This window comes from Streptomyces sp. NPDC006997, assembly GCF_040635175.1.
Lineage (GTDB): Bacteria > Actinomycetota > Actinomycetes > Streptomycetales > Streptomycetaceae > Streptomyces.
The window spans coordinates 262,086-282,362 of the sequence record NZ_JBEYHH010000003.1 but is presented as its reverse complement, the minus strand read 5'-3'; the positions used below and the strand labels follow the sequence as shown (position 1 = coordinate 282,362).

Annotated in this window: 19 protein-coding genes; 10 read left to right on the top strand and 9 right to left on the bottom strand. The window is 68.3% G+C overall.

Translation table 11 applies throughout. From position 1 onward, the window contains the following. Nucleotides 1-45 precede the first annotated feature (45 nt). Together ABZ659_RS04455 and ABZ659_RS04450 are read right to left on the bottom strand one after the other, a co-directional pair. Complete coding sequence (locus ABZ659_RS04455; RefSeq protein ID WP_360213286.1) at nucleotides 46-1,293, bottom strand: tyrosine-type recombinase/integrase; 1,248 nt, start codon at nucleotides 1,291-1,293, stop codon at nucleotides 46-48. A 185-nt stretch (nucleotides 1,294-1,478) separates the two neighbouring features. Further along, nucleotides 1,479-1,679, bottom strand: coding sequence for a helix-turn-helix domain-containing protein (locus ABZ659_RS04450; protein ID WP_124442202.1), 201 nt, complete (start codon nucleotides 1,677-1,679; stop codon nucleotides 1,479-1,481). 537 nt (nucleotides 1,680-2,216) lie between these two features. Between ABZ659_RS04450 and ABZ659_RS04445 the strand changes: the two genes are divergently transcribed. From ABZ659_RS04445 to ABZ659_RS04420, 6 genes are all read left to right on the top strand, one after another. Then, nucleotides 2,217-3,137 (top strand): hypothetical protein, encoded by a 921-nt coding sequence (locus tag ABZ659_RS04445; RefSeq protein WP_360213284.1) that lies wholly within the window; start codon nucleotides 2,217-2,219, stop codon nucleotides 3,135-3,137. Further along, nucleotides 3,134-3,829 (top strand): ATP-binding protein, encoded by a 696-nt coding sequence (locus ABZ659_RS04440; RefSeq protein ID WP_360213410.1) that lies wholly within the window; start codon nucleotides 3,134-3,136, stop codon nucleotides 3,827-3,829. Before ABZ659_RS04445 ends, ABZ659_RS04440 begins: the two co-directional genes overlap by 4 nt. A gap of 93 nt (nucleotides 3,830-3,922) precedes the next feature. Continuing rightward, the gene (locus ABZ659_RS04435) at nucleotides 3,923-5,251 is read left to right on the top strand and encodes a hypothetical protein (protein ID WP_360213282.1); all 1,329 of its coding nucleotides are present in this window, start codon (nucleotides 3,923-3,925) and stop codon (nucleotides 5,249-5,251) included. A gap of 314 nt (nucleotides 5,252-5,565) precedes the next feature. Continuing rightward, the gene (locus ABZ659_RS04430) at nucleotides 5,566-5,907 is read left to right on the top strand and encodes a plasmid mobilization relaxosome protein MobC (RefSeq protein WP_360213280.1); all 342 of its coding nucleotides are present in this window, start codon (nucleotides 5,566-5,568) and stop codon (nucleotides 5,905-5,907) included. After that, nucleotides 5,904-7,634: a relaxase/mobilization nuclease domain-containing protein gene (locus ABZ659_RS04425; protein WP_360213278.1), complete on the top strand. Its 1,731-nt coding sequence runs from the start codon at nucleotides 5,904-5,906 to the stop codon at nucleotides 7,632-7,634. Before ABZ659_RS04430 ends, ABZ659_RS04425 begins: the two co-directional genes overlap by 4 nt. A 107-nt stretch (nucleotides 7,635-7,741) precedes the next feature. Further along, nucleotides 7,742-8,128 (top strand): hypothetical protein, encoded by a 387-nt coding sequence (locus ABZ659_RS04420; RefSeq protein ID WP_360213276.1) that lies wholly within the window; start codon nucleotides 7,742-7,744, stop codon nucleotides 8,126-8,128. A gap of 260 nt (nucleotides 8,129-8,388) precedes the next feature. On the opposite strand, the gene ABZ659_RS04415 is transcribed toward ABZ659_RS04420, so the two are convergent. The 6 genes from ABZ659_RS04415 to ABZ659_RS04390 form a co-directional block, all read right to left on the bottom strand. Further along, a complete protein-coding gene (locus tag ABZ659_RS04415) occupies nucleotides 8,389-9,198 on the bottom strand; it encodes a DUF317 domain-containing protein (RefSeq protein WP_360213408.1) in 810 nt (269 codons plus the stop codon). Nucleotides 9,199-10,146: 948 nt separating this feature from the next. Then, entirely contained in the window at nucleotides 10,147-10,734 is a 588-nt protein-coding gene (locus ABZ659_RS04410) for a class IV adenylate cyclase (RefSeq protein ID WP_360213274.1), read from the bottom strand. A gap of 11 nt (nucleotides 10,735-10,745) precedes the next feature. Beyond that, entirely contained in the window at nucleotides 10,746-11,408 is a 663-nt protein-coding gene (locus ABZ659_RS04405; RefSeq protein WP_360213272.1) for a class I SAM-dependent methyltransferase, read from the bottom strand. Beyond that, the gene (locus ABZ659_RS04400) at nucleotides 11,326-11,898 is read right to left on the bottom strand and encodes a hypothetical protein (protein WP_360213270.1); all 573 of its coding nucleotides are present in this window, start codon (nucleotides 11,896-11,898) and stop codon (nucleotides 11,326-11,328) included. The genes ABZ659_RS04405 and ABZ659_RS04400 overlap by 83 nt, the downstream gene beginning before the upstream one ends. Nucleotides 11,899-11,959: 61 nt before the next feature. Further along, nucleotides 11,960-12,862, bottom strand: a complete 903-nt coding sequence (locus ABZ659_RS04395) for a radical SAM protein (protein WP_360213268.1) — start codon at nucleotides 12,860-12,862, stop codon at nucleotides 11,960-11,962. A gap of 105 nt (nucleotides 12,863-12,967) precedes the next feature. Continuing rightward, entirely contained in the window at nucleotides 12,968-13,660 is a 693-nt protein-coding gene (locus ABZ659_RS04390; protein ID WP_360213266.1) for a haloacid dehalogenase-like hydrolase, read from the bottom strand. Nucleotides 13,661-13,755: 95 nt separating this feature from the next. Between ABZ659_RS04390 and ABZ659_RS04385 the strand changes: the two genes are divergently transcribed. Together ABZ659_RS04385 and ABZ659_RS04380 are read left to right on the top strand one after the other, a co-directional pair. Beyond that, a complete protein-coding gene (locus ABZ659_RS04385) occupies nucleotides 13,756-14,529 on the top strand; it encodes a helix-turn-helix transcriptional regulator (protein WP_360213264.1) in 774 nt (257 codons plus the stop codon). Continuing rightward, nucleotides 14,516-14,983, top strand: a complete 468-nt coding sequence (locus ABZ659_RS04380) for an NUDIX domain-containing protein (RefSeq protein ID WP_360213262.1) — start codon at nucleotides 14,516-14,518, stop codon at nucleotides 14,981-14,983. Before ABZ659_RS04385 ends, ABZ659_RS04380 begins: the two co-directional genes overlap by 14 nt. Here the strand turns inward: ABZ659_RS04380 and ABZ659_RS04375 are convergent. Then, nucleotides 14,971-15,534, bottom strand: coding sequence for an HD domain-containing protein (locus tag ABZ659_RS04375; protein ID WP_360213260.1), 564 nt, complete (start codon nucleotides 15,532-15,534; stop codon nucleotides 14,971-14,973). The two genes, ABZ659_RS04380 and ABZ659_RS04375, sit on opposite strands and share 13 nt — an antisense overlap. A gap of 792 nt (nucleotides 15,535-16,326) precedes the next feature. Between ABZ659_RS04375 and ABZ659_RS04370 the strand changes: the two genes are divergently transcribed. Further along, entirely contained in the window at nucleotides 16,327-18,120 is a 1,794-nt protein-coding gene (locus tag ABZ659_RS04370; RefSeq protein ID WP_360213258.1) for a hypothetical protein, read from the top strand. Then, nucleotides 18,120-20,270, top strand: a complete 2,151-nt coding sequence (locus ABZ659_RS04365) for a DEAD/DEAH box helicase family protein (RefSeq protein WP_360213256.1) — start codon at nucleotides 18,120-18,122, stop codon at nucleotides 20,268-20,270. Before ABZ659_RS04370 ends, ABZ659_RS04365 begins: the two co-directional genes overlap by 1 nt. Nucleotides 20,271-20,277: the final 7 nt, after the last annotated feature.

The following is a 20,277-nucleotide window of genomic DNA, read 5'->3' as shown; positions in this document are numbered from 1 at the left end:
CGGCGGTGCCGGAGGTGGAGGTCGCCGCGCCCTCCGGCGCCTGGGTCAGGCCCGGCGACGCGGTGCGGGGGTAGTCCCAGGCTTGGGAACGGGCGTGCTCGGGGCCGACCCGGCGGGCAGTCGCTGGGGGCCTTCGATGCGCTGCTGGAGTTCGGCGAGCTGACCCGTGATGCACCGGGCGTAGGTGGCGAGTAGGACGGGGACGCTGTTGCCGGCCCACTCGGCGACCTGGGCGGGTGGGATGCCGTTGTTGAGCCAGGTGGTCAGGCAGGTGTGGCGTAGGTCGTAGACGCGCTTGCCCACGGGTGACTCGTATTCGTGCTCCGGCAGGACGGCCTCGCGGGCCTTGTTCCAGGCTCGGCGGAAGACCGATCCGGCCAGCAGCCCGCCCTTCTCGCCGGGGAAGAAGAGGTCGCCCGGCTGGAGGCCGTCCCTCTTGATCAGGTCGCGGAGGACAGCGACGAGTGCGGGGTGGGCGGGGACGGGGCGGGTGTCGCCCTCGGCGCGACCCTTGAGGTCTCGGGTCTCGTGGACGCGGCCGTCGTCGGTCCACTGGCTGCCGACCTCGGGCTCGGCGGTGTGGACGAGCAGCTCGCCCCAGCCCTCGGCGGGCAGTGTAGTGGCGCTGACGCGGAGGGCTACGGCCTCCTCCGGCCGCAGACCGGCGTAGTACAGGGTGGCGAAGAAGGCGTGGAGGCGGTGTCCGGTGCGGGGGCGGTCGGCGATCCAGGCCAGAAGGCGGGCGACCTGCACCGGGTTGAGCAGCGACCGCTTGTCGACGGCCTCGGCCACCTTGGGGGCAGCGCCTTCCTCCTTGCCCTTGGGGAGCGGGTTGGCGGTGAGGATCTTCTGCCGGACGGCGTACTTCATCGCCACGTTGAGGATTCGCTGCTCGCGCTTGACGGAGCTGGCGGCGGCCGGGCTGCCGTCCAGAAGCGTGTCGAGCGCGTGCAGGACGGCGTCGACGCGTTTGGTGTCCTCCCAGGCCGTCATGGGCAGGGAGTTGCGGGCTATCCACGACAGGATGGTGCGGACCTCGGGCGGCGCCTCGGCGCGTCGGATCTTGTTGAAGGCGTACTCGCGCAGTGCCCGGCGTACGTCGATCGGGTCGAACCGGTCCGGGAGTTCGGTACGCAGCAACGCGAGAGTGACCTTGGTGAGGGCCTTGGCGGTGTTCTTACGGTTGTTGGCCGAGATGCGCGGCCATTTCATGTCGACGTACTGGAGGGCGAATTCGTAGGTGGTGACCTCGGCAGCCGAGGTGGCGTGTGAGACCGGCAGGCCGGTGTCCATGTCGAACGGTTCGCCGTTGTTCGCGGCTACGCGTAGCGTTGCACGGAAGGATTCGGCGAGCGCACTCGTGGCATAACTCTGGCCGTGACGCCTTCCGTTGACGGACCACCGCACGGTGTAGCTGGTCTTGCGCTTCCCCCGATATATCTCCGTGTCATAGAAGCGGACCTTGAAGGACCGGTTGCTCAAGCGTGGTCCTCGCAGTCGGTCAGCCAGTTCTCGTAGTCACTGCGGCGGATGCGCAAAGCACCGTTGGGTATGCGTATGCAGCGCGGGGCTGTGCCCTTCTTGCGCCAGTCGTAGAAGGTGGAGCGCGAGATGCGGAGGTCGTCGCAGAACTCGTCGACCGTGAGTTTGTCGGTGGGGCGGCGGGGCGGAGACGTCAAGCGGTGCTCCTTGGGCAGGGGGCGGGGCTGTCCTTCTTTTGCACCGGATCGGTGCGAAAGGCAGGCGGACGCGGAGTTGCCAGTCGGTAGCGGCGTAGACCCGTGGGCTGGGTCAGCACCTCGATCGGCACCACAACTATCCATAGAATCGCCGGTTTGGATAACCGGCGATCGTCGTCTATGTTGCGCTCGCGCGGTTCGCCGCGAAGCGGCTTCCCAGGAGCGGGAAGTACCGAAAACCGGCACATCAATCGACTATTTCGTCAACCGGCGATCGTGCCCTAAAGTCTTGGGACGCCTTCTACCGCCTTCTTTTTTGGCACCCTTTCTGCCGTGAGAGATGTCGCGAGACAGGGCTGGACTTGCGCGGCCCGGGTGTGGCTATGTGTTGACGGCACCTCCGGAAAGCGCGAGCGGCCACCAGTGCGCCACGCGCTACCGGCTGGTCAACTCCCCCACCCCTGATGCCCGTACCGCCACGACGACGGTGAGCCGTGGGTCCCCGCCCACCCGCAACCGAGTGAGGAACCGCCCCTCTTGGCCCGAATCCGCACCATCAAGCCCGAAGCCTTCGTCTCCGAGTCCCTGGCCGCCGTCTCCCTGACCGCCGAGCGCACCTTCATCGGCCTGCTCACCCAGGCCGACGACCAGGGCCGCCACCGCGACCACGCCGCGATCATCGCGGGACAACTGTGGGTGCTGCGCCCGGAACACGGGCCTTCGGACGTTGAGACGGACCTCGCCCAGCTCGCCGATGCAGGGCTGGTCTGCCGCTACACGGGGTTCGACGACAAGCGGTACCTGCACATCGTCACCTGGAGCCGACACCAGAAGATCAACCGGCCCAGCAAGAGCCGCCTCCCCGCCTGCCCGCACCACGACGCCCCGGCCGCCGCAGCCACGCCAATCCCCACGGGGGTCCGCTTCACGGAGCCCTCCATGCCGCCTCACGAAGCCCTCCATGCAGACGCACGCGAGATGCGCGAGCCCGCACAGAATCCGGGCACCGGTAACGGACCCGCAGGTCAGGAGGGGTTCACGGCGTCCTCCGTGACGGCTCACGGAGGACGCCCGGAGCCGTCGGTGAAGCCTCACGGTACGGATCTAGGACCTAGGATCATGGACCTAGGAAGTACCCCTTCGGGGGGCGCGAGCGCCCACACACCCGACACCGTCTCGGCCCGGCATCTGATCGCCGAGTACGTCGCCGCCTGCGCCCACCGTCCACCAGCCGGTGTCCTGGACCATCTCGGCCGGGAAGTGCGCAAGATGCTCGCGGAAGGCATCGCCCCCGCCCACATCCGGGCCGGACTTGAACGCCACCGGGCCAAGGGCCTGCATCCCAGCACCTTGCCGAGTCTCGTCCACGAGGCCATGAACGCCGCGCCCGTGCCGGTCGGCCACACGCCGTGGACGAACCCCAGCGACATCGACGCCGCCTACGGAGGTGACCTCTGAGCGCCACCCTCGTCCGAGAACCCCGCCAGGTCGGTCCACTCGCCGACCGGCTCAACACGATCCTGGCCACCCGCGGTATCGACCCCCGCGTCACAGCCGAGGATCCGCCGACCGAGCCCGTCACGGCACTGGAACTCGCGGACGCCCGGATCCCCGCCCGCTACCGCCGTGCACTGGCCGATCACTCGCAGATCATCGCCTGGGCCGACCACATCGCCGGAGCAGGACGCCCCGGGCCCGGCGGCCCCGGCATCGCCGAGGGCCCCTCGCTGCTGATCGCCGGCCCCACCGGCACCGGCAAGACCCACCAGGCGTACGGCGCCGTCCGCGCTCTCCTCACCCGAGGTGTCCGCCTGCGCTGGGAGGCCACCACCAGCGCCGACCTGCACGCGCGCCTCCGCCCCCGTGCCGGGCACGACGGCGAGCGGGAACTGCAGACGCTGGCCCGCTGCCCGCTGCTGCTCCTGGACGACCTCGGCGCGGCCAAGACCAGCGAGTGGACGGAGGAGCTCACCTACCGGCTCATCAACCACCGGTACGAGCACATGCTCCCCACCCTCATCACCACCAACCTCCCCACCGCCGAGCTGCGCACCGCGCTCGGCGACCGCGTCGCCTCCCGCCTCGCCGAGATGACCGAACGCGTCGTCCTCACCGGCCCCGACCGACGCCGCACCGCGCCTGCCGCCTGAGGGCGGCACCGCGTCTCCCGCTCCGTACCGCCACCTCGCCCTGCCCGCGCACAGACATGCCCTCACACACGCGAGCCCCTGGAGAGCCCCTGCATGACACCTGGCAACACCGTGCCTACAAGCGCCGAAGAGACTCCGGCAGCATCCCTGGCGCACTGGATCACCTCGCCCACCGCAGCCGTACTGCTGCTCGCGGTCCTCGCCCTGACCGCTGGGTGGCGGTGGCAGCGCGCCCGCAAGCCCGGTAACGGACAGCGAGCTCGTACCGCCGCGATCCCGGTTGCCGCCGTCGCCGCGATCGGCTGCACCGCATACAGCGCGGACACCAGCTGGCGCTTCGCCGCCGACTACCTCGACATGGGCGGCACCATCGAGCGCGCCGCGATGTTCGCTGTCGCCGAGCTCGCCTTGTTCTCCACCGCGCTGATGGCCCGGGCGAACCTCAACGGCCCGAAGCAGTCGCCCGGCCTGCCCGGCACCCTCACCTGGATGATCACCGGCGTGCAGATCGTGCCCGCCTACGCCGAGTCCGGGCTGGTCGGCGGAACCGTGCGAGCCTTCGTCGGCCCGGTCCTGGCGGCCGTGCTGTGGCACCTGGCCATGGGCATCGAACTGCGCAACCACAGCCCGCACTCCGCCTCCCGCAGCCTGACCGCCGTCCTCGCCCGACAGGCACGCGAACGCCTGCTGGCCCGCGTGGGGATCGCCGACCGGGACGCGGACGCCGCCCGGATCATCCGCGAGCGCGCCCTCGACCGGGCCGTCACCCTGATCCTCCGGGCAGATGCCCTGAAGCCCGAGAAACGCGCCAAGCGGCGAGGCCAGCGCCTCACCCGCCGCCTGCACCAGGCACTGGAGCAGGCCGATGTCGACCGCGACGCACAGCAGGACGGGTTGCTGCTGCGCAAACTCGCCACCCGCCAACAAGCCCTCGCCTTGGCCTCTATCCCGCTGCCTGCCCGCTGGCCCCACCCCGCCCCGGGGTCTACGGACGGATCCACGATCGCCAGCCTGCGGGCCGACATGGCAAATCGGGCAGAGAATCTGGGCAGCCCGACTTCGCAGGTCGCGGGTGATGACGCCTCCGACCGCGCAGCCCGCCCTCGGCCCGAAAACCGCCCGCCCCAGCCTGCCCGCACCGCCACCAGCCCGGAACCGAAACCGGGCGAGGATCCGCCGGACATCGATCCGGGCAGGGCTGCGCGGGCGAAGCCAAATCGCCCGGGCCACAAACCGCGGGCGACACGGAACCTCCTCACCGAGTACGCCCATCGCCTCCACCGCGACACCGGACGTCTCTCCCGTGACCTGTTGGAGAACGCCGTGCGCGAGGACGGCTACAGCGTCGCCAGCGACACCGCCGGAGAAGTCGTCCGCGGCGTCAAGGCCAACCTGCGCACCAGGCCAGCCAGCCACCCGTAGTGAGACCGCCCCTACACCCAAGCCCTCAGGAAGACCGCTCGATGCACGACTCGCACCACGAACTCCACGACGTTCAAAAGGAGATCAACACCCCCACCTCAGCCCCAGCAAGTTGTCCCGGGAGCAATGCTCCCGGAGTCCCTGCCCCCGGGGTGGCAGGAACGGCCCAACGCCAGGGGGCGCCGGACCGGCAGGCAGCGACCGAGGGCGGACCGCAGCCGGGAGAGGGACGACCAGCCGAGTCCCTTGCGCGGCGGCGTCAGCGCGCCCGACAGCCGAAGAAGCACAAGCGCCTTCACCAACCCAGCTGCCGCATGAACGACACCGAGTACAAACGCTTCACCGACGCAGCCGCCCACTGCCAGATGACCAACGCCGCCTTCCTCGCCTACGCCGTCGACAAGGCCGCCCGCGACCTGACCCGCACCGCCGCCGAGATCGCCACCGAACGGGAGATCATCGAGGAACTGTTCGCTGCCCGCCGGAACCTGGGCCGCATCCATGGCCTGTTTAACCAGGTCGCCAGGGCACTCAACTCCGGCGCCGACGCCCCCTACCTGAACGCCGCCGCCCAGGCTGTCCGCAGCGCGGCCCGCCGGATGGAGGACGCCGCCGACGCTCTGCTCGCCCACCGGGACAGCGGTGCCGCCGCGTGATCCCCAGCATCCACATGCGCGGCAGCAAGACGTACGGGCTGATCCGCTACCTGTTCGGGCCCGGCACCCATGAGGAACACACCGACCCGCACCTGGTGGCCGCCTTCGACCCGCTCACCCTCGACCCCGGCCGCGACCCGCGAGCCACCTACTGGCAGCTTCAGCGGTTGCTCGACCAGCCCGTCAACGCCCTGCCCGACGGTCGGCGCCCCAGGAAGCACGTGTGGCACCTGTCCGTGCGGGCCAGCCCGGAGGATCCGGTCCTGCCCGATGAGGACTGGGCGGACATTGCCCGTCGCATGGTCGCCGCCACCGGCATCGCTCCCGACGGCGACGATGCCGCGTGCCGGTGGGCCGCCGTCCGGCACGCCGACGACCACATCCACATCATCGCCACCCTGGTCCGCGACGACGGCCGACGGCCCCGCCTGCACAACGAGGCCCGCCGCGCCCAGGCCGAGGCCCGCGCCATAGAGGCCGACTACGGCCTGCGCCGCGTCGCACCAGGCGATGGCACCGCCGCCAAACGTGCCACCAGTGCGGAGCGGCACAAGGCGGAACGGCAGGGCAGGAGGCGTCCTGCACGCGAGGAGCTGCGGGAGGCCGTACGGCGTGCGGTGGCTGGCGCGGCAAGCGAGGAGGAGGTCTTCGACCGGCTGGCTGCCGCCGGTGTGCTGATCCGCAAGCGGGTCGCCCCTTCTGGTGACCTGCTCGGCTACAAGGTGGCGCTGCCCGATGACCGCAACGGTGAGAAGGAACCGGTGTTCTACGCGGGCTCCACGCTCGCCCCCGATCTGTCCCTGCCCCGCATCCGGGAACGCTGGACCCTTCCCGCGCAGGCTGCCGCCTCGGCGGACGGCTCCGCCCCGGAGGAGCCCGCTCTGCCGGACGTGACAGGTCCCGCGTTCGCACGGCGCCGCGCCACCGCCGCCGCCTGGCAGGCGCTGCTGGTCATCGACCACTGTGACGACGGCGGGGCAGCAGCCCACATTGCCGCGGCGGGGGAGGTGCTGGACGCGCTCGCCAAGACTTCCGCCGCCCACACCCGCGCTGAACTGCGTGAGGCGGCGTTCGTGTTCGAGCGGGCCAGCCGCTCCCACGTGAAGGCCGTACGCGGGCACGACCGGGCCCTGCGCCAGGCCGCCCGCGATCTCGTCCACAGCGGGCCCGCCCTCGGCCGCGGCGAAGACGGCGCCACCACCGCCATGCTCATCGACATGGCCTTCTTCCTCGCCGTCGCCGCGGCGAACTGGCACGCCAAGAGGCACCACGGCCAGCAGGCCGCCGCCGCCCGGCAAGCCGCCGAGCACCTGCGTGCCGCCTACCAGGCCGCCGCAGCCCATCCGATGGCCATCCTCCGCCAGCGAGGCCAGCGCTTGGGCCCACGTGTCCGCCAGCGGCACGCCGACCTCCTGCACCAGGTGCTGCCGGAGCTGGCGGAACGGGTCCGGGCCGAGCCCGGCTGGCCCGCCCTGGCCGCCACCCTCGACGACGCCCAAAGGGCCGGTCACGACCCGGCCGCCCTGCTTGCTGACGCCACCCGACGGCGCGAACTCGACACCGCCACGTCCGTCAGCGATGTCCTCGTCTGGCGCCTGCGCCGCGACGCCCACCTGCCCGCGAGTCCTCACGATGCATCGGCCCGAGGCAACCGTCGGACCCTACCTTCGGCGCCCAGCGCACAGTCGGCGCCCAGCGCTGTGAACGACTCCAGCCGTCGGCGCTGACCGGCAAGGCGGGCGGAACATAGCCGACGATCGCCGGTTGGCCAAACCGGCGATCCTCCGGACCATTGATGCCTGCACCCACCCAAACTCCCATGAGGAGCACCTGTATGCCCGGAACCGAGACCCGACCCCGCCCCGAGATCGTCGCTCTGCTCTGTGACGCCGACTTCAAGCGCCGCCGTGACACCAACACATGGACCCACCGCGACGGACGCCCGTTCAGCGAGGAAGAGCAGGCCCTTGCCTTCACCGCCACCCGAGCCGAGTTCGAAGAAATGAAGGGACAGTTCACCCGCTATCAGGAGTACCTGCGCACGGGCTGCGAAGCACCGGAGGCTCTGCAGCGCTTCCTCGCCCCGTTCATGGAACAGCTCACCAAGAAGACACTCGGCAACGCCGTCCAGCTCATGAACAAGGACGACCGGGCCGAGCTCGACCGACTGCTCCGCCTCGTCACAGACCCAGTTCGCCCCTTCACCCCGTACACCTTCTGACCCTGGCACCCTGTGTCACCGCGTTCCCACCGTGCTGGTGACCGGCTTGCAAGACAAACTCGACATCTGGCAGATGGGCGCGTGCGTTCCAAGCGATAGCCCGTAGGACTCGGCGCGTCGAACCACCACCAAGGGGCGGGGGCGGATCGCCGCCAGCAGCCCCAGACCGTGACGCCGCAAGGACGCCAGCCACGGACACAGCAGCAGGAAGCCGGGCCTCCCCTGCGGGGGAGGCCCGGCTTCAATGCGTTGGTTGGCTCTCAGTTGGCTGGGGCCCGCAGGAGCCTGTCACGCGTGCTCTCCGGCAGCACCCGGCGCAGCACCGGAACACTGGAGCCGAGGGAGTCGGCGAACGCGGCGACGAGGTCGTGCGGGACGCTGCTGCTGAACGAAGCCGCCCACAGGTAGCCCGCGCCGAGCACTGGCTCGGCCCATGCCTGCCACCCAGCCAGGGCGGCCCCGTCCGCCTCAGTCACCAGGGCCTGTGGATCGCCGTCCTGGATGAGGGGCGGCACCTCACCGAGGCGGAAGTGGGAGGCGAACGTCGAATCCACCGCTCCCGTGCCGGGCTGGTCGATGTCACGGAGCCAGCCGTGCGCCGTAACGGCGTCGAGAACCAGCTCTGGGCCACCGCACGGCATGGTGGGCTGATCGCGGACGTCAAGCGCGGCAAGGAAGTCGGCAAGGACCTCCCCCGGGACATCGGGGGTGAAATAGGCCGACCAATGGGCGAGCGGACTGCTCAGGTCCGTACGAGCGGACACATGCCAGGCGATCGGCAGGTCCCCCAGGTGGAACGGCTCATCCGGCAGGACCCACTGCGCCCACCGCAGGAAGTCGGGGCTGATGTGCAGGACGGTGCTACGCACCACTTCACGGTCCTTCGGCACGTCGCTCAGCTCCCGTAGCCCGCGGACGATCGTCAAGCTCGTCCAGCCGAGGCCAGCGAGTGCGTCGGCAACGGAGTCGTACTGGCGTGCGTCGTCACCGGCCAGGTGCCGGGGACCGACCCAGTACGCGGACGGGACATTGGCCGGGGCAGGTGAACCGGACAGGAAGTCGGATTGCAGTTGCCCTCCCAGGGCTTGAAGATTCTAGTGCCGTCAGCGGTGCCCAAGGCTGGACCGGTGTGCTGGGTCGGCTGCTCCGCAGTCTCGAACGGCGGAGGGTTAGCTGTGTGACCGCGCCATGCCATCAACGTCGGCCGACGTCTCGGTGTCGAGGGACATCCGGTAGCCACGTACTCGGCCTCACCGGTAACACCACGAGTGTGACCCGGGTCCTGGGCCGAGCAGCCAATCGCGCAGCCGCAGGGCTTCGACAGTGGTGGTGAAGCCAGAGCCTGCGGGCGCCACCGCCCCAGGCAATCACCTCTATGACCTGTTGCTTTGCAAGGAGGTCGTCTAGGTTCACATGCCGCTGCGGCGTTGGCCAGTCATTCGTGGACCTTTGCTGTCTGCCTCCGGCGAACTGAGACCCACACGGCGATACTCCGAAGCCACGGCCTCCGCCAGGACGACGGCAGTGGTGAACTCAGCCACCCCCGCCCCAAGCCAAGGCCCGCCCTGGTCACGGGGCTCACGCCGCGGGGGACAGCGGGCACCTGCGTGACCAGGACGGGGGCTTAACCTCGGCGGAGGAACTTGCTCTGGCCCCGGTGCTTGCCGGTCCTCCTGCCCGAGGTCGGCTGTCCCACCGCGGGGGCATCGCTCGGCCGGGCGGGGCGTTCCGGGTGGTCCTCACTGAGGAGGGACTGCCAGACCCGCTCCTGCAGCTCGCGGATGCAGGGGCCGCATGCGAACATCGGCGCCTGGGCACCAGCGACTCTGGCGGGGCCGATCCACAGGACGCGCGTCCACCGCTGCCCGCAGTAGAGCCAGCAGTATCCGTCAACCCAGGCGTTTCCGTCGTCGGTGGCCGCCGGGGCGGGCAGTCCTCCGCGGGCAAACTCGGCTATCCCGGGGATCACCCTGTGCTGTAAGGCGACTTCCGTCAGCATTGCTCTTCCACCTCCGCGGTCAACGGCTCTGCGCCGTCGGGGAGGTGGCCTCCTGCTTCTCGGCGTCGGAGAACAGGAGGGTGGGTTCGGCGAGGATGTCGCGGCCGGACTCGCTCTTGTAGATCTCGTCGACGCTGCCGAACCGGGCCTCGGAGTAGTCGAGGTCCAGCAGCGCTGCGGCCTGGCGGACCGACGCCTCGTCGGGCCCCTCGATCTCCAGGAAGGTGGGGAGGTCGGGCCAGGTGTCGAAGTCGAATGCGACTTCGCCCAGGCGCCACTCCTCACGGTAGTTCTCCTGATAGCGGACCTCGGTGAGGCCGACCCGGCGCAGGATGTCGGCCATGGCGTGCAGGTCGGCGACTTCGGTCTCGATCTCCTTGGTGCCGTCGATCGTCGTGGCGTCGGTGACCTGCTTGAGTGTGAGCGTCGAGCGGGTGCCCTCGTCGCGCAGGCGGATCCAGGCCCCGCCGTCCAGGGAGTCGTTCTCGAAGATCTTGCGGGTGAGGAGTGTGCGGGGGAACGCCTGGACGGCGCCGAGAGCAGTGAGCTTGGCCTGGAGGATGGCGGTGTCGACGGCCAGGAACTTCGCCTCGTACTCGTGCTTCATGGGGCCTTCTCTCAGAAGTGGTCGGTGACGGTAGACGCTCGGGCCGCCACAAGCAGGCCCATGCGGTGCGTGTGGTCGTGCGGCTGGCCGACGTGGGGGCGCTCGGTGAACTCGTTCGTGCGCAGGGTGAGCAGGATCTCCCAGTCGCCGAGGAAGTGATGGCGCAGGCGCTCTGGGGAGGTGTAGTGCTCGATCATGTGGTGGCGTCTTTCGACGGGCATCATGAACTCCGCGCCGAACACACCGCCCGGGCGGACCAGGCGCTGCATACGGTCGACGAACTCGGCGAGCGGGCGGTGGTGGTTGGCACTGTAGTGCCACGAGCAGCTCGTCCAGACCGCCTCGCAATGCGGGGCCAGGGGCTCGCCGTCGAGGAAGTCGTTCTCAACGACCTGTACCCGGTCGTGGAGTTCTTCGAGCTTCAGTCGATCGATCAGACCCAACGCGTGTGCCCGGCTGTCACCCGGGAGGTGGACGTCGCCTCCGTGGAGGGCGACCTCGTCACGCTCGATGGCGACGACGTGGTAACCGGCGGCGGCCAGGGGCAGGACGAACTTGCCGTCGCTCGCGCCGACGACCGCGACGGTGGCGTCAGGGGCGACGCGTTCCCGCAGAGTGGCGAGGAACTGGGGGAAGAAGGTGAGGGTGTGCTCCCACAGGCTCTGTGTCTGCACGGGAGTGGGCTCCTTGTGTATCGGTGTCCATGATCACGCGGAGGACCTCGTCAGGACTGCGCCCACTGGTGTCGATGCGATGCATCGGGAAGGAGAGGTAGGCGTCCGTCACCCGGTCCGTGACGGTCTCGATCAGTGCGTCCCACCGCGATAGGGGCTTGTTCCGGCCGACGAGGCGGCGCTGTCGTTCGTCGTTGGCGCAGACGAGGTGGTAGGCGACGGGTGTCGGTATCCACCGCGGCAGCGTGACGCCGAGCCGGGCGCCCAAGGCGCGGTGGTTGGCGAGGCACCGGGCGAAGTAGCTCTCGACCACGACCGAGACGCCAGCGTCGAGGTGGCACTGGATCTCTTCGGCCGCGGTGAACAGCGCGGAGAGGTACAGGCACATTCGTGCTTCTACGTTCGTCCGCGCGTCCACCGTCTGCCTGACGGGCTGGTAGAGGGCCGGGACGGTGGGGACGAGGACGGCTTGACGGGCGGCGGCGAGCATCGGCGCCAGGGTGGACTTGCCGGTGCCGCGTAAGCCCTCCAGGCTCTCGAAGCGCGGGTGATCAGGCACGGGCGTACACCACGTCTGGTACCGCGAGGGTGAGCTCGTCGGCGGACGAGGGCTTGTGGACGATGCGTCCGGCCGCCTTCTCGTACCAGAAGGCGTGGGAGTCCTTGCCCACGGCCTTGCAGGACATGGTCAGCGCGCCGCGCGGGTCGGCCTCGATGCGGTCGATCTCGCGAGGTCCGCCGGACGGTGCACAGACCTGCGGGGCGCCGTGCTCGGAGAGGTCCTCGTCGACGATCACCTCCAGGGGCAGGTCGGCCGAGGCCAGCTCTTCGCGGAGCCGGACGTAGGCGGAGGGTTCGGTGACCAGGAGTTCGGGGTGGTCGGCGGCATTGCCGACCGGCCGAAGGTGGTGGAGCTTGAGCTGCCGGGCGCCGAGCTGCGCCAGGACGCCAGCGAGGGGGAGGACCTCGCCGATGTTGCGCGAGGTGACGGTCATGGTCGCGCCCGTCGGAACGCCGAGGTCCCGGGCCAGACTGAGCGAGTTGAGGGCGCTGTGGTAGCTGCCCGGTCGGCGGATGCCGTCGTTGGTCGAGCCGACGCCCTCCAGCGAGACCCGGAGCAGGTCCAGGTACGGGGAGACCTCGGTCAGTCGGCGTTCGATCCGGTAACCGTTGGTGCAGATCTCGACGCGCTGGCCCAGCTCCTCCTTGGCGTGGCGGACGACCTGGGCGAGGTCCCGGTGAAGGAACGGCTCTCCGCCGAGCAGGGTCACGGCCTCCGTGCCGTACTCGTCCCGCATCAAGGTGAGGAGGCTGGCCGCTTCCTCGGCGGTGAAGGCGTCGGCGTACTGGAGTCGTTTGCCGTGGAAGCAGTGCAGGCACGTGAAGTTGCAGCGGTAGAGCAGCTGCAGGTACAGCATCCGAATCTTCTTGATCCCGGTGACTTCCCCGATCACATCGGCTCCTTTGGCTGGCTGCCTGTTGGAGCTCCGATGGTGGCTTCGTGGCCCGGGACCTCGTCACCGCGTTCAGGGACGGTCCGAGGACGTCCTGGGACGTTTTCAGTGACCTGTGAAGGACTCCAGAATGCCCAGCACGCGCTTCGTGTCCGACAGGTCGGGCAGGACTTCAGCAGCGCCAGCGGCGGCCAGTTCCTCCGGTCCGTGGATGCCCGACGTGACCGCCACGACCCCAGAGCCCGAGGTCAGAGCGGCTTCCACATCGCGGGGGGTGTCTCCCACGAGAACGGTGGGCACGTCCGCCGCAACGCCGCGCAGCCGCTGCGCGCGCTCGCGGGCGACAGCGACAAGCTGAGGACGTAGTTCGGCGTCCGCTCCGTAGGCGCCCACCGGCAGGTCCAGCAGCGAGTCGAGGCCAAAGGCTGACAACTTCACCCGGGCGTTGGCGGCGATGTTGCCGGTCAGGACAGAGGAAACCCAACTGCGCTGAGCCGAAGCTGCTTTCAGCACCTCATGGACACCCGGCAGGGCGGTCCCCCGTCTGCGCAGATCATCCAGGCGCGCTTCGCCCGCCTGGGCAAGCGCGACCTCGATGGAATGCCAGTCAGGCACAGGCAGCCCTTCGCGGACGAACATGTCGCGCATGATCAGTCGATCCGTACGCCCCTCGGTACGCGCCAGCTCCATGGGCTCGCGTCCCGCGAGGGCCGAGAAGGCAGCGGCGTAGATCTCCTTGCTCACTCCCGCGTTCTCGATGAGGGTGTGGTCGATGTCCCACAGGACCATGAGCTCCATGAGGTCAGGGTAGGCAGTCGGCGAGGACGCGCTTCAGCGACCGCGTCCCAAAACGTCCTTGCGCGATCACGCACCGCACCGATTCGATGACTGCCGTGAACGACCGACTGCGCACTGTGCTCGGCCAACGGGGTGTCTCACCGGAGTCTCTTGCCGAGGTCTGCGAGGTGGACCCCAAGACGGTGAGCCGGTGGCTGGGCGGGCGGACTCCTCATGCCCGGCACCGCTTCCGTGTCGCGCGACACCTGCGCGTGGAGGAGACCTTCCTCTGGCCTGAGCCGTCCAAGCGCTCCGGCCCACCGCGGGACGGGTTAGGCACCGAGCTGGTCAGCACCTACCAGAACCGGGCCAGCGTGCCCCGGGACGTCTGGCTCACCCTGCTGCGAGAGGCCCGAAACGAGATCAGCGTCCTCGTCTTCTCCGGCACCTTCTTCGCCCAGTCCAACCCCCACGTCGCGAAGATGCTCTCCGAACGCGCCGCCGAGGGCGTGCGGGTGCGCCTGTGCTTCGGCGACCCCGACGGCCAGGCAGTCGCCCTCCGGGGCCGCGAGGAGGGAATCGGCGACACCCTCGCCGCCAAGATCCGCGCCTCACTGACGTACTACCGGCCCCTGCTGGGCGAGACAGGCTGTGCCGTACGGCTCCACGACACCACGCTCTACACGTCCATGTTCCGCTACGACGACGACCTGCTCGTCAACCCCCACATCTGGGGACAACCGGCCAGCGCCAACCCCCTCCTCCACCTCAAAAGGGCTGACGGCACAGGGTGGTTCGACAACTACGCTCAGAGCTTCGACGCCGTCTGGGCCGCCGCGCGGCCTTGGGTACCCGACCAGGAGAGGACCGCCGACCATGGGCAGGACTGAGTACTACAACGACCCGACCGCCCCCAAGGCGAACACCCTCATCCCGGCCAGCAACCTCCTCGTCGTCGACGAGACCGGCGCCATCCTCCTCCAGCGCCGCCGCGACACCGGCCAGTGGGCACTACCCGGCGGAGCCCAGGACATCGGCGAGACCGCCGCCGAGTGCGCCGTACGCGAGTGCCTGGAGGAGACCGGCATCATCGCCGAGGTCACCGGCTTCCTCGGCGTCTACACCAACCCGAACCACATCGTCGCCTACACCGACGGCGAGATCCGCCAGCAGTACGAGAACACCTACATCGGCCGCCCCGTCGGCGGAGCGCCCACCGTCAACGACGAAGCCGACGGCGTCCGCTTCGTCCAGCCCACCGACCTCGACCAGTACGACATCCACCCGAGTATGCGCCAGCAGATCGGGGACTACCTCGCTGGCACCTACCCCTACCTGGGCTGAGCCGCCAGCGCGGCCTCGATCCGCTCGACGGAGGAAAAGATCTCCGGCGCCGCCCGCCGGATAAACCGCCCGACCACGCTGTCCGCGCCGTAGCGGCCGACAATCTCCGCCACCCGGTCCTGCGCGGTCGTCCGGCCGCCGTCGGGCGTCGTCGTCATGTCGCAGTACACGAGGGCATCCACCAGCAGCGGATCGTCCAGCAAGGGAAACTCCGACGCCAACTCATCTCGGAGCCCGCGTTCCTCCGCCTCCAACAGGGCAAAGGAGTGGTTCGCCACGAGTCGCACCAGCCGCTCATCGGCCCCGTGCTCGTCACGAAGGAACCTTGCCCCGTCCAGCGGGTGGAAGCCCGTGACGGCCAGTCGAGGCGCGTAGCCGACGTCGTGCAGTGTGGCGGCAGCGATGAGAAGGTCGGCGTCCTTACCGAGGAGCTGCCGGACTTCAGCCGCGCGCTCGCCCACTCCTTGGGTGTGCGCCCACCTCCGTGGAAGCGTGCTCCTGAGTTCTGCTTCTGCTATCCGTGTCGCCCACTCGTCGATGAAATTTCCCATGCTTGCTCTCTGCCCCGGCCCTGTTTGAGGAAGTCCGGGAGCGCGGCTATCCCGGCGGTGAAAGCCTAGTCAAAAGGTACGTCCAACGGCTCCGCGAAGCCTCCCGCACAACGATCCGCCCCCAAGCACCCGTTCGCGCGCGATGTGATCACCTGGATCACCGCCAACCCGACCGCCTCTACGACCAAGCCCAGCAGCTCAAGCGGGTGCTCGCTCACGGCCCGGTCCTTGACCGGGCCGCCGAACACGACGGCGTCTTCGTCGAGTGATGAACGACCACCGGGGCCGCGACACCTTGGCCAGTGGATGGAGCGCTTGCAGGTTGAAGCCGTGCTGGCCGTGTACGGCTTCGTCAACGATCTCGACCAGGACCTCAACGCCCTCGTCGCTGAGCTCACCTCCGCGCTACAGCTCCGGCGCCCTCGAGGGCCACAACAACAAGCTCAAAATGGTCAACCGGCAGATGTACTGCCGCGCCAACTTCGGGTTCGGGCGTCGTTGCGAGTATTCGTTCCACGGAGGCGGGCGTCAGGCTGTAGGACCGCATCCGACGTTCCGCGTCTGCTGCAGTTCGGGGAACCATGGATCAGTTCAAGGTAAGGCCCGTACCGTTGGAAGTACTAACACTGACGCTGGTGCACCAAGGGGGAGGAAGAGAAGCAGGGATGTACTGGAACGAACTACGCAATAGCGCCTCTAACCCGCGGTGATCGACAGTCCGTCCGATCGCCTCATGTGATGAGGCGCCGCTCTCAGCGGACTGACCATCGTCCATCCCCATCTCTGAAGGCCATGAACGCATTCGACCGTTGGTACAAGGGGCTCAGCAGCTTCAACCGGGACCTCGTCCTGCAGCACATCTGCGCAGAGGATCCAGTTCCGCTGGGCGAACTCGCTTCTCAGCACGCTCTTCTTCGGGAGACTGCACGGCAGTGCCGTAACTTCCTCGTAGAGGAGTTCAACCGCAGTGTTGAGGGCGATTCGATGCTCCGTGCCCGGATAGAGCACGCGGAGCTTGACCTGGGGAAACCTTGTCTCGTCAGTTCGTTGCTGGACCGCCACACCTGGCTTAGCGAGAAGATTGGGGATGGACTCACCGTCCTCCGCCTGTTCACCGGCATGCGCTGGCTGGGCGCGACCACTTCCGCGCCCTCGACCAGACAGTGGATCTTCATGGAGGATCTGAAAGAGTGCGCCTCCGCCACGGTGAAAGCTCTTGATCTTGATGTCGATGAGGTGATGAGCCTGTCGACAGCCTCCGCTCTTCTCGACGCACGCAAGGTGCCTGTCCCCAGCGATCCCGACACTCTGCATCAGTGGCTGGTCCATTGCGGTCTTGACTGTGAAGGCAATCAGGTCTCGCTGGCTCGCACTAAGCTCCAGCCGACTGAGACCGCCGTCGCCTCTGACGGGCTGTCCGAGCTGGTCGAGCAGCTGTCCGCCCTCCTGCTAGTAAATAAGAACGGCGCCAGCATTACTCTGGGTGGCCTTCTTGGTGAGGCGGAGACGGCGGACGGGGAGCTTGGAGTGGTCTTGCGCATGCTCCGCGACGCCACCTTCACGGCGGATGAGAGCTGGGTTGTGCCGGATCGCTCCACCGATTCCGAGCGGCGTCGGGCAGTGCGTGGCGAAGGGACCTCGTCGAAGCAGAATGCTACGGAGGGTAACATCCCTTCAGATATAGCCGAGGAAGTCAAAAATAGGGAAGCAGAGAGTGACGGATCCACTCCGCCTACAGGCACACTGGCGGATGCCGACGAAGCGGGTCTGGAGGCGCCGACTGGAGACCTCATCGCGCAGCTCCTCGAAGGTTGCGCTGAGGGCATGAGCACCTCGCTCATCGAGGGTGCACTGGACGGAGTCGTGCCACAGGGGGAAGTGGCAGAGGCGCTCTTCACGGATACGCGCTTCGCGATCACGGCCACGGGAGCTTGGTGCCTCCAGGACGGTTCCGACACGACCGCACCCTCCGCTGCAGCGATCCCGGCCCAGGGACTTTCCTCCCAAGAAGAAGCGTCCACCTCGACCACCGAGGCTGTCGGCGGCGTCGGCTCGCGCGGCGGGCTTCAGCGTGAGCGCGAGCGCCTCGACAAGGTTGAGGCCGTCTTGCGCGAGGCGGACACCCCGCTGACTGTCGAGGAGCTGAAGGAGCGCACGGGCGTCGCCATCGGGATCCAGTATCTCCGGCAGCAGATCGAAGGGGATGCCCGCTTCACCCGGAGCCAGCGGAACCAGTGGGCACTAGCCGAGTGGCAACTCCCGGTGTACAAGCCGATCAAGGAACTGATCTCTGACATGGTCGATGCACACGGCGGCCAGGTTGAGGCGGACAAGGTCGTGGCGATTCTTCGCCGAGACTTCGACATCAAAGAGTCCAGCCTGCGAGCCGCCATGTCCATTGCGCCCTTCACCGCACGCGGAGGAATCGTCCGCCGTATAGGTGAAGACCTCGACACCGGCTCTGAGGAAGCAGCTGTCCCCGCAGCCCGCAACGCTGAGACCGATGCCTCGGCCGAGCAGCAGTCCAACTCCGCCGACGAAGCCCCCGACGTGGACGACCTCATGGACCACCTGGGGTTGCTCTGATGGCGGCTTCCCTTTTCCTCCGTGACTGCGGCGCGGAATCCGACTACCGCAGCGATCGCAATGACCTTGTCGAGGACTTCTACCTGCCTGCCCTCGCCGCCTCCACCGCCTACGACCGGGCGGTGGGATACTTCGCTGCGTCCGTGATCGCCACGCTCGGGCAGGGAATCGACGAGTTCACCGCGCGCGGCGGCATCATGCGGATCGTCGCCTCCCCCTACCTTGACCCGGCTGACATCAAAGACATTGAGGACGGCTACGAACTGCGTAAAGTCCTCGAGCGTGCTGCCCTCCGCGACCTGGAGCAGGCGGTCGAGGACGCCCGGGCAGCCCGCGGCCTCGGCAAGCTCGGACGACTGGTCGCCGAGCGCCGAGTCGATTTCAAGCTGGCCTATGTCGAAGAGCGTGGCCGCGTGGGCATGTACCACGAGAAGATCGGCGTATTCCGGGACGGCCGAGACGTCATCGCCTTCAAGGGCAGCGCCAACGAGACCCGCTCCGGTCTCGTTGGCAACTTCGAGGCGATCGAGGTCTATCGAAGCTGGGATCCGAGCGATGCCCGCCGGGCCGCGCGCATCAGCAAGGACTTCGATGACCTCTGGGAGAACCGCACGCAGATGCTGCGCGTCATCCCATTCACCGATGCCGCGAAGGTGATCGTCGAGCGCAGCGCCCGGGCCACCGCCGACCAGTACGAGCTAGACGACCTCCCGACCGGCGGAACCCCCATCCGTACCACGCCGCTGCCTCCTCCTGGCACGCTTGCGATCCCACCTAGCCTGAAAGTTCGCGACTACCAGAAGGAAGCTGTCCAGAACTGGTTCCACAACCAGTGCCGAGGCATCCTCCGCATGGCCACAGGCACAGGCAAGACCCTGACCGCGCTTTCCGCCGCCTCCCAGCTCGGCACACTCCTTCGGAGAAATGATGCGTTCGCCTCACTCCTCACCGTCGTCGTGGCCCCGTATCAGCATCTGGTCGACCAATGGGCCAAAGACATCGAGTGGTTCGGCGTGACACCCTTGCGGGCCTACGAGGCGACCAGCAGGTGGTCCCCACGCGCTCACAGCCTGCTCCAGAACATCGCCCTCGGCGGTACGCGAGGCGGCGTCATCGTCACCACCAACGCCACCTTCGGCGGCGATGCCTTCCAGAACCTGCTCAGCTCCTATCGGGGGCACCTCCTCCTCATCGCAGACGAGGCCCACAACCTCGGCGCTGCGCACTTGCGTACCCGCCTCCCGGAGAAAGCCCAGTACCGCCTCGGCCTCTCCGCCACCCCGGAGCGCTGGTTCGATGAGGAGGGCACCAACGCCCTTACCGACTACTTCGACCAAGTCGTCTTCGAGATGGGCATCGGCGAAGCCATCCGCCGCAGCGCCCTGTGCCGCTACACCTACACGCCCATCCTCGTGGAGCTGGACGACGAAGAAGCCGAGCTGTACGCAGAGACCAGCGCGAAGATCGCCCGCTTGATCGCGGCCGGCACAGATCTGAAAGAGACCGCTGAACGGGACAGCCCGCTCGGTCGACTTCTGAAGAAGCGCGCCGACATCATCGGCCACGCCCGCGGCAAGCTGCAGGTCCTCCGCGCGGAGATGGAGAGGCGCCGAGACTCCAGCCACCAGCTGATCTACTGCGCCGAGGGCAAGCACCCCCTTCTCTACGAATATGGCACCGACGGACCGCGCCAGATTGACCAGGTCATGGAGATGGTCGGCAACGAGCTCCACATGCCCGCTGCCCGCTACACCTCGGAGACGAAGCGCTCGGCCCGTCTGGACGTCCTACGCCGCTTCGAGAACAACGACCTCCAGGTCATCTCCTCCATGCGCTGCCTGGACGAAGGCGTGGACGTCCCGGCCTCCCGGACGGCCTACCTCCTAGCTAGTTCCTCCAACCCCCGCCAGTTCATTCAGCGCCGCGGCCGCGTTCTGCGCAAGGCGCCCGGCAAGGAGCGCGCGGACATCATCGACTTCGTCGTCGTGCCGCCTGCAGGCGGGGAGGCGATTCAGTACGAAACGGAACGCAGTCTGCTCCGTCGCGAGCTGGCTCGCGTCGAAGAGTTCGCCCACCTCGCTGACAACGAGGGAGACACCCTCAATGTTCTCCGCCCTGTGCGCGAGCGCTACGGCCTCTTCGACACCTGAGCCCTCC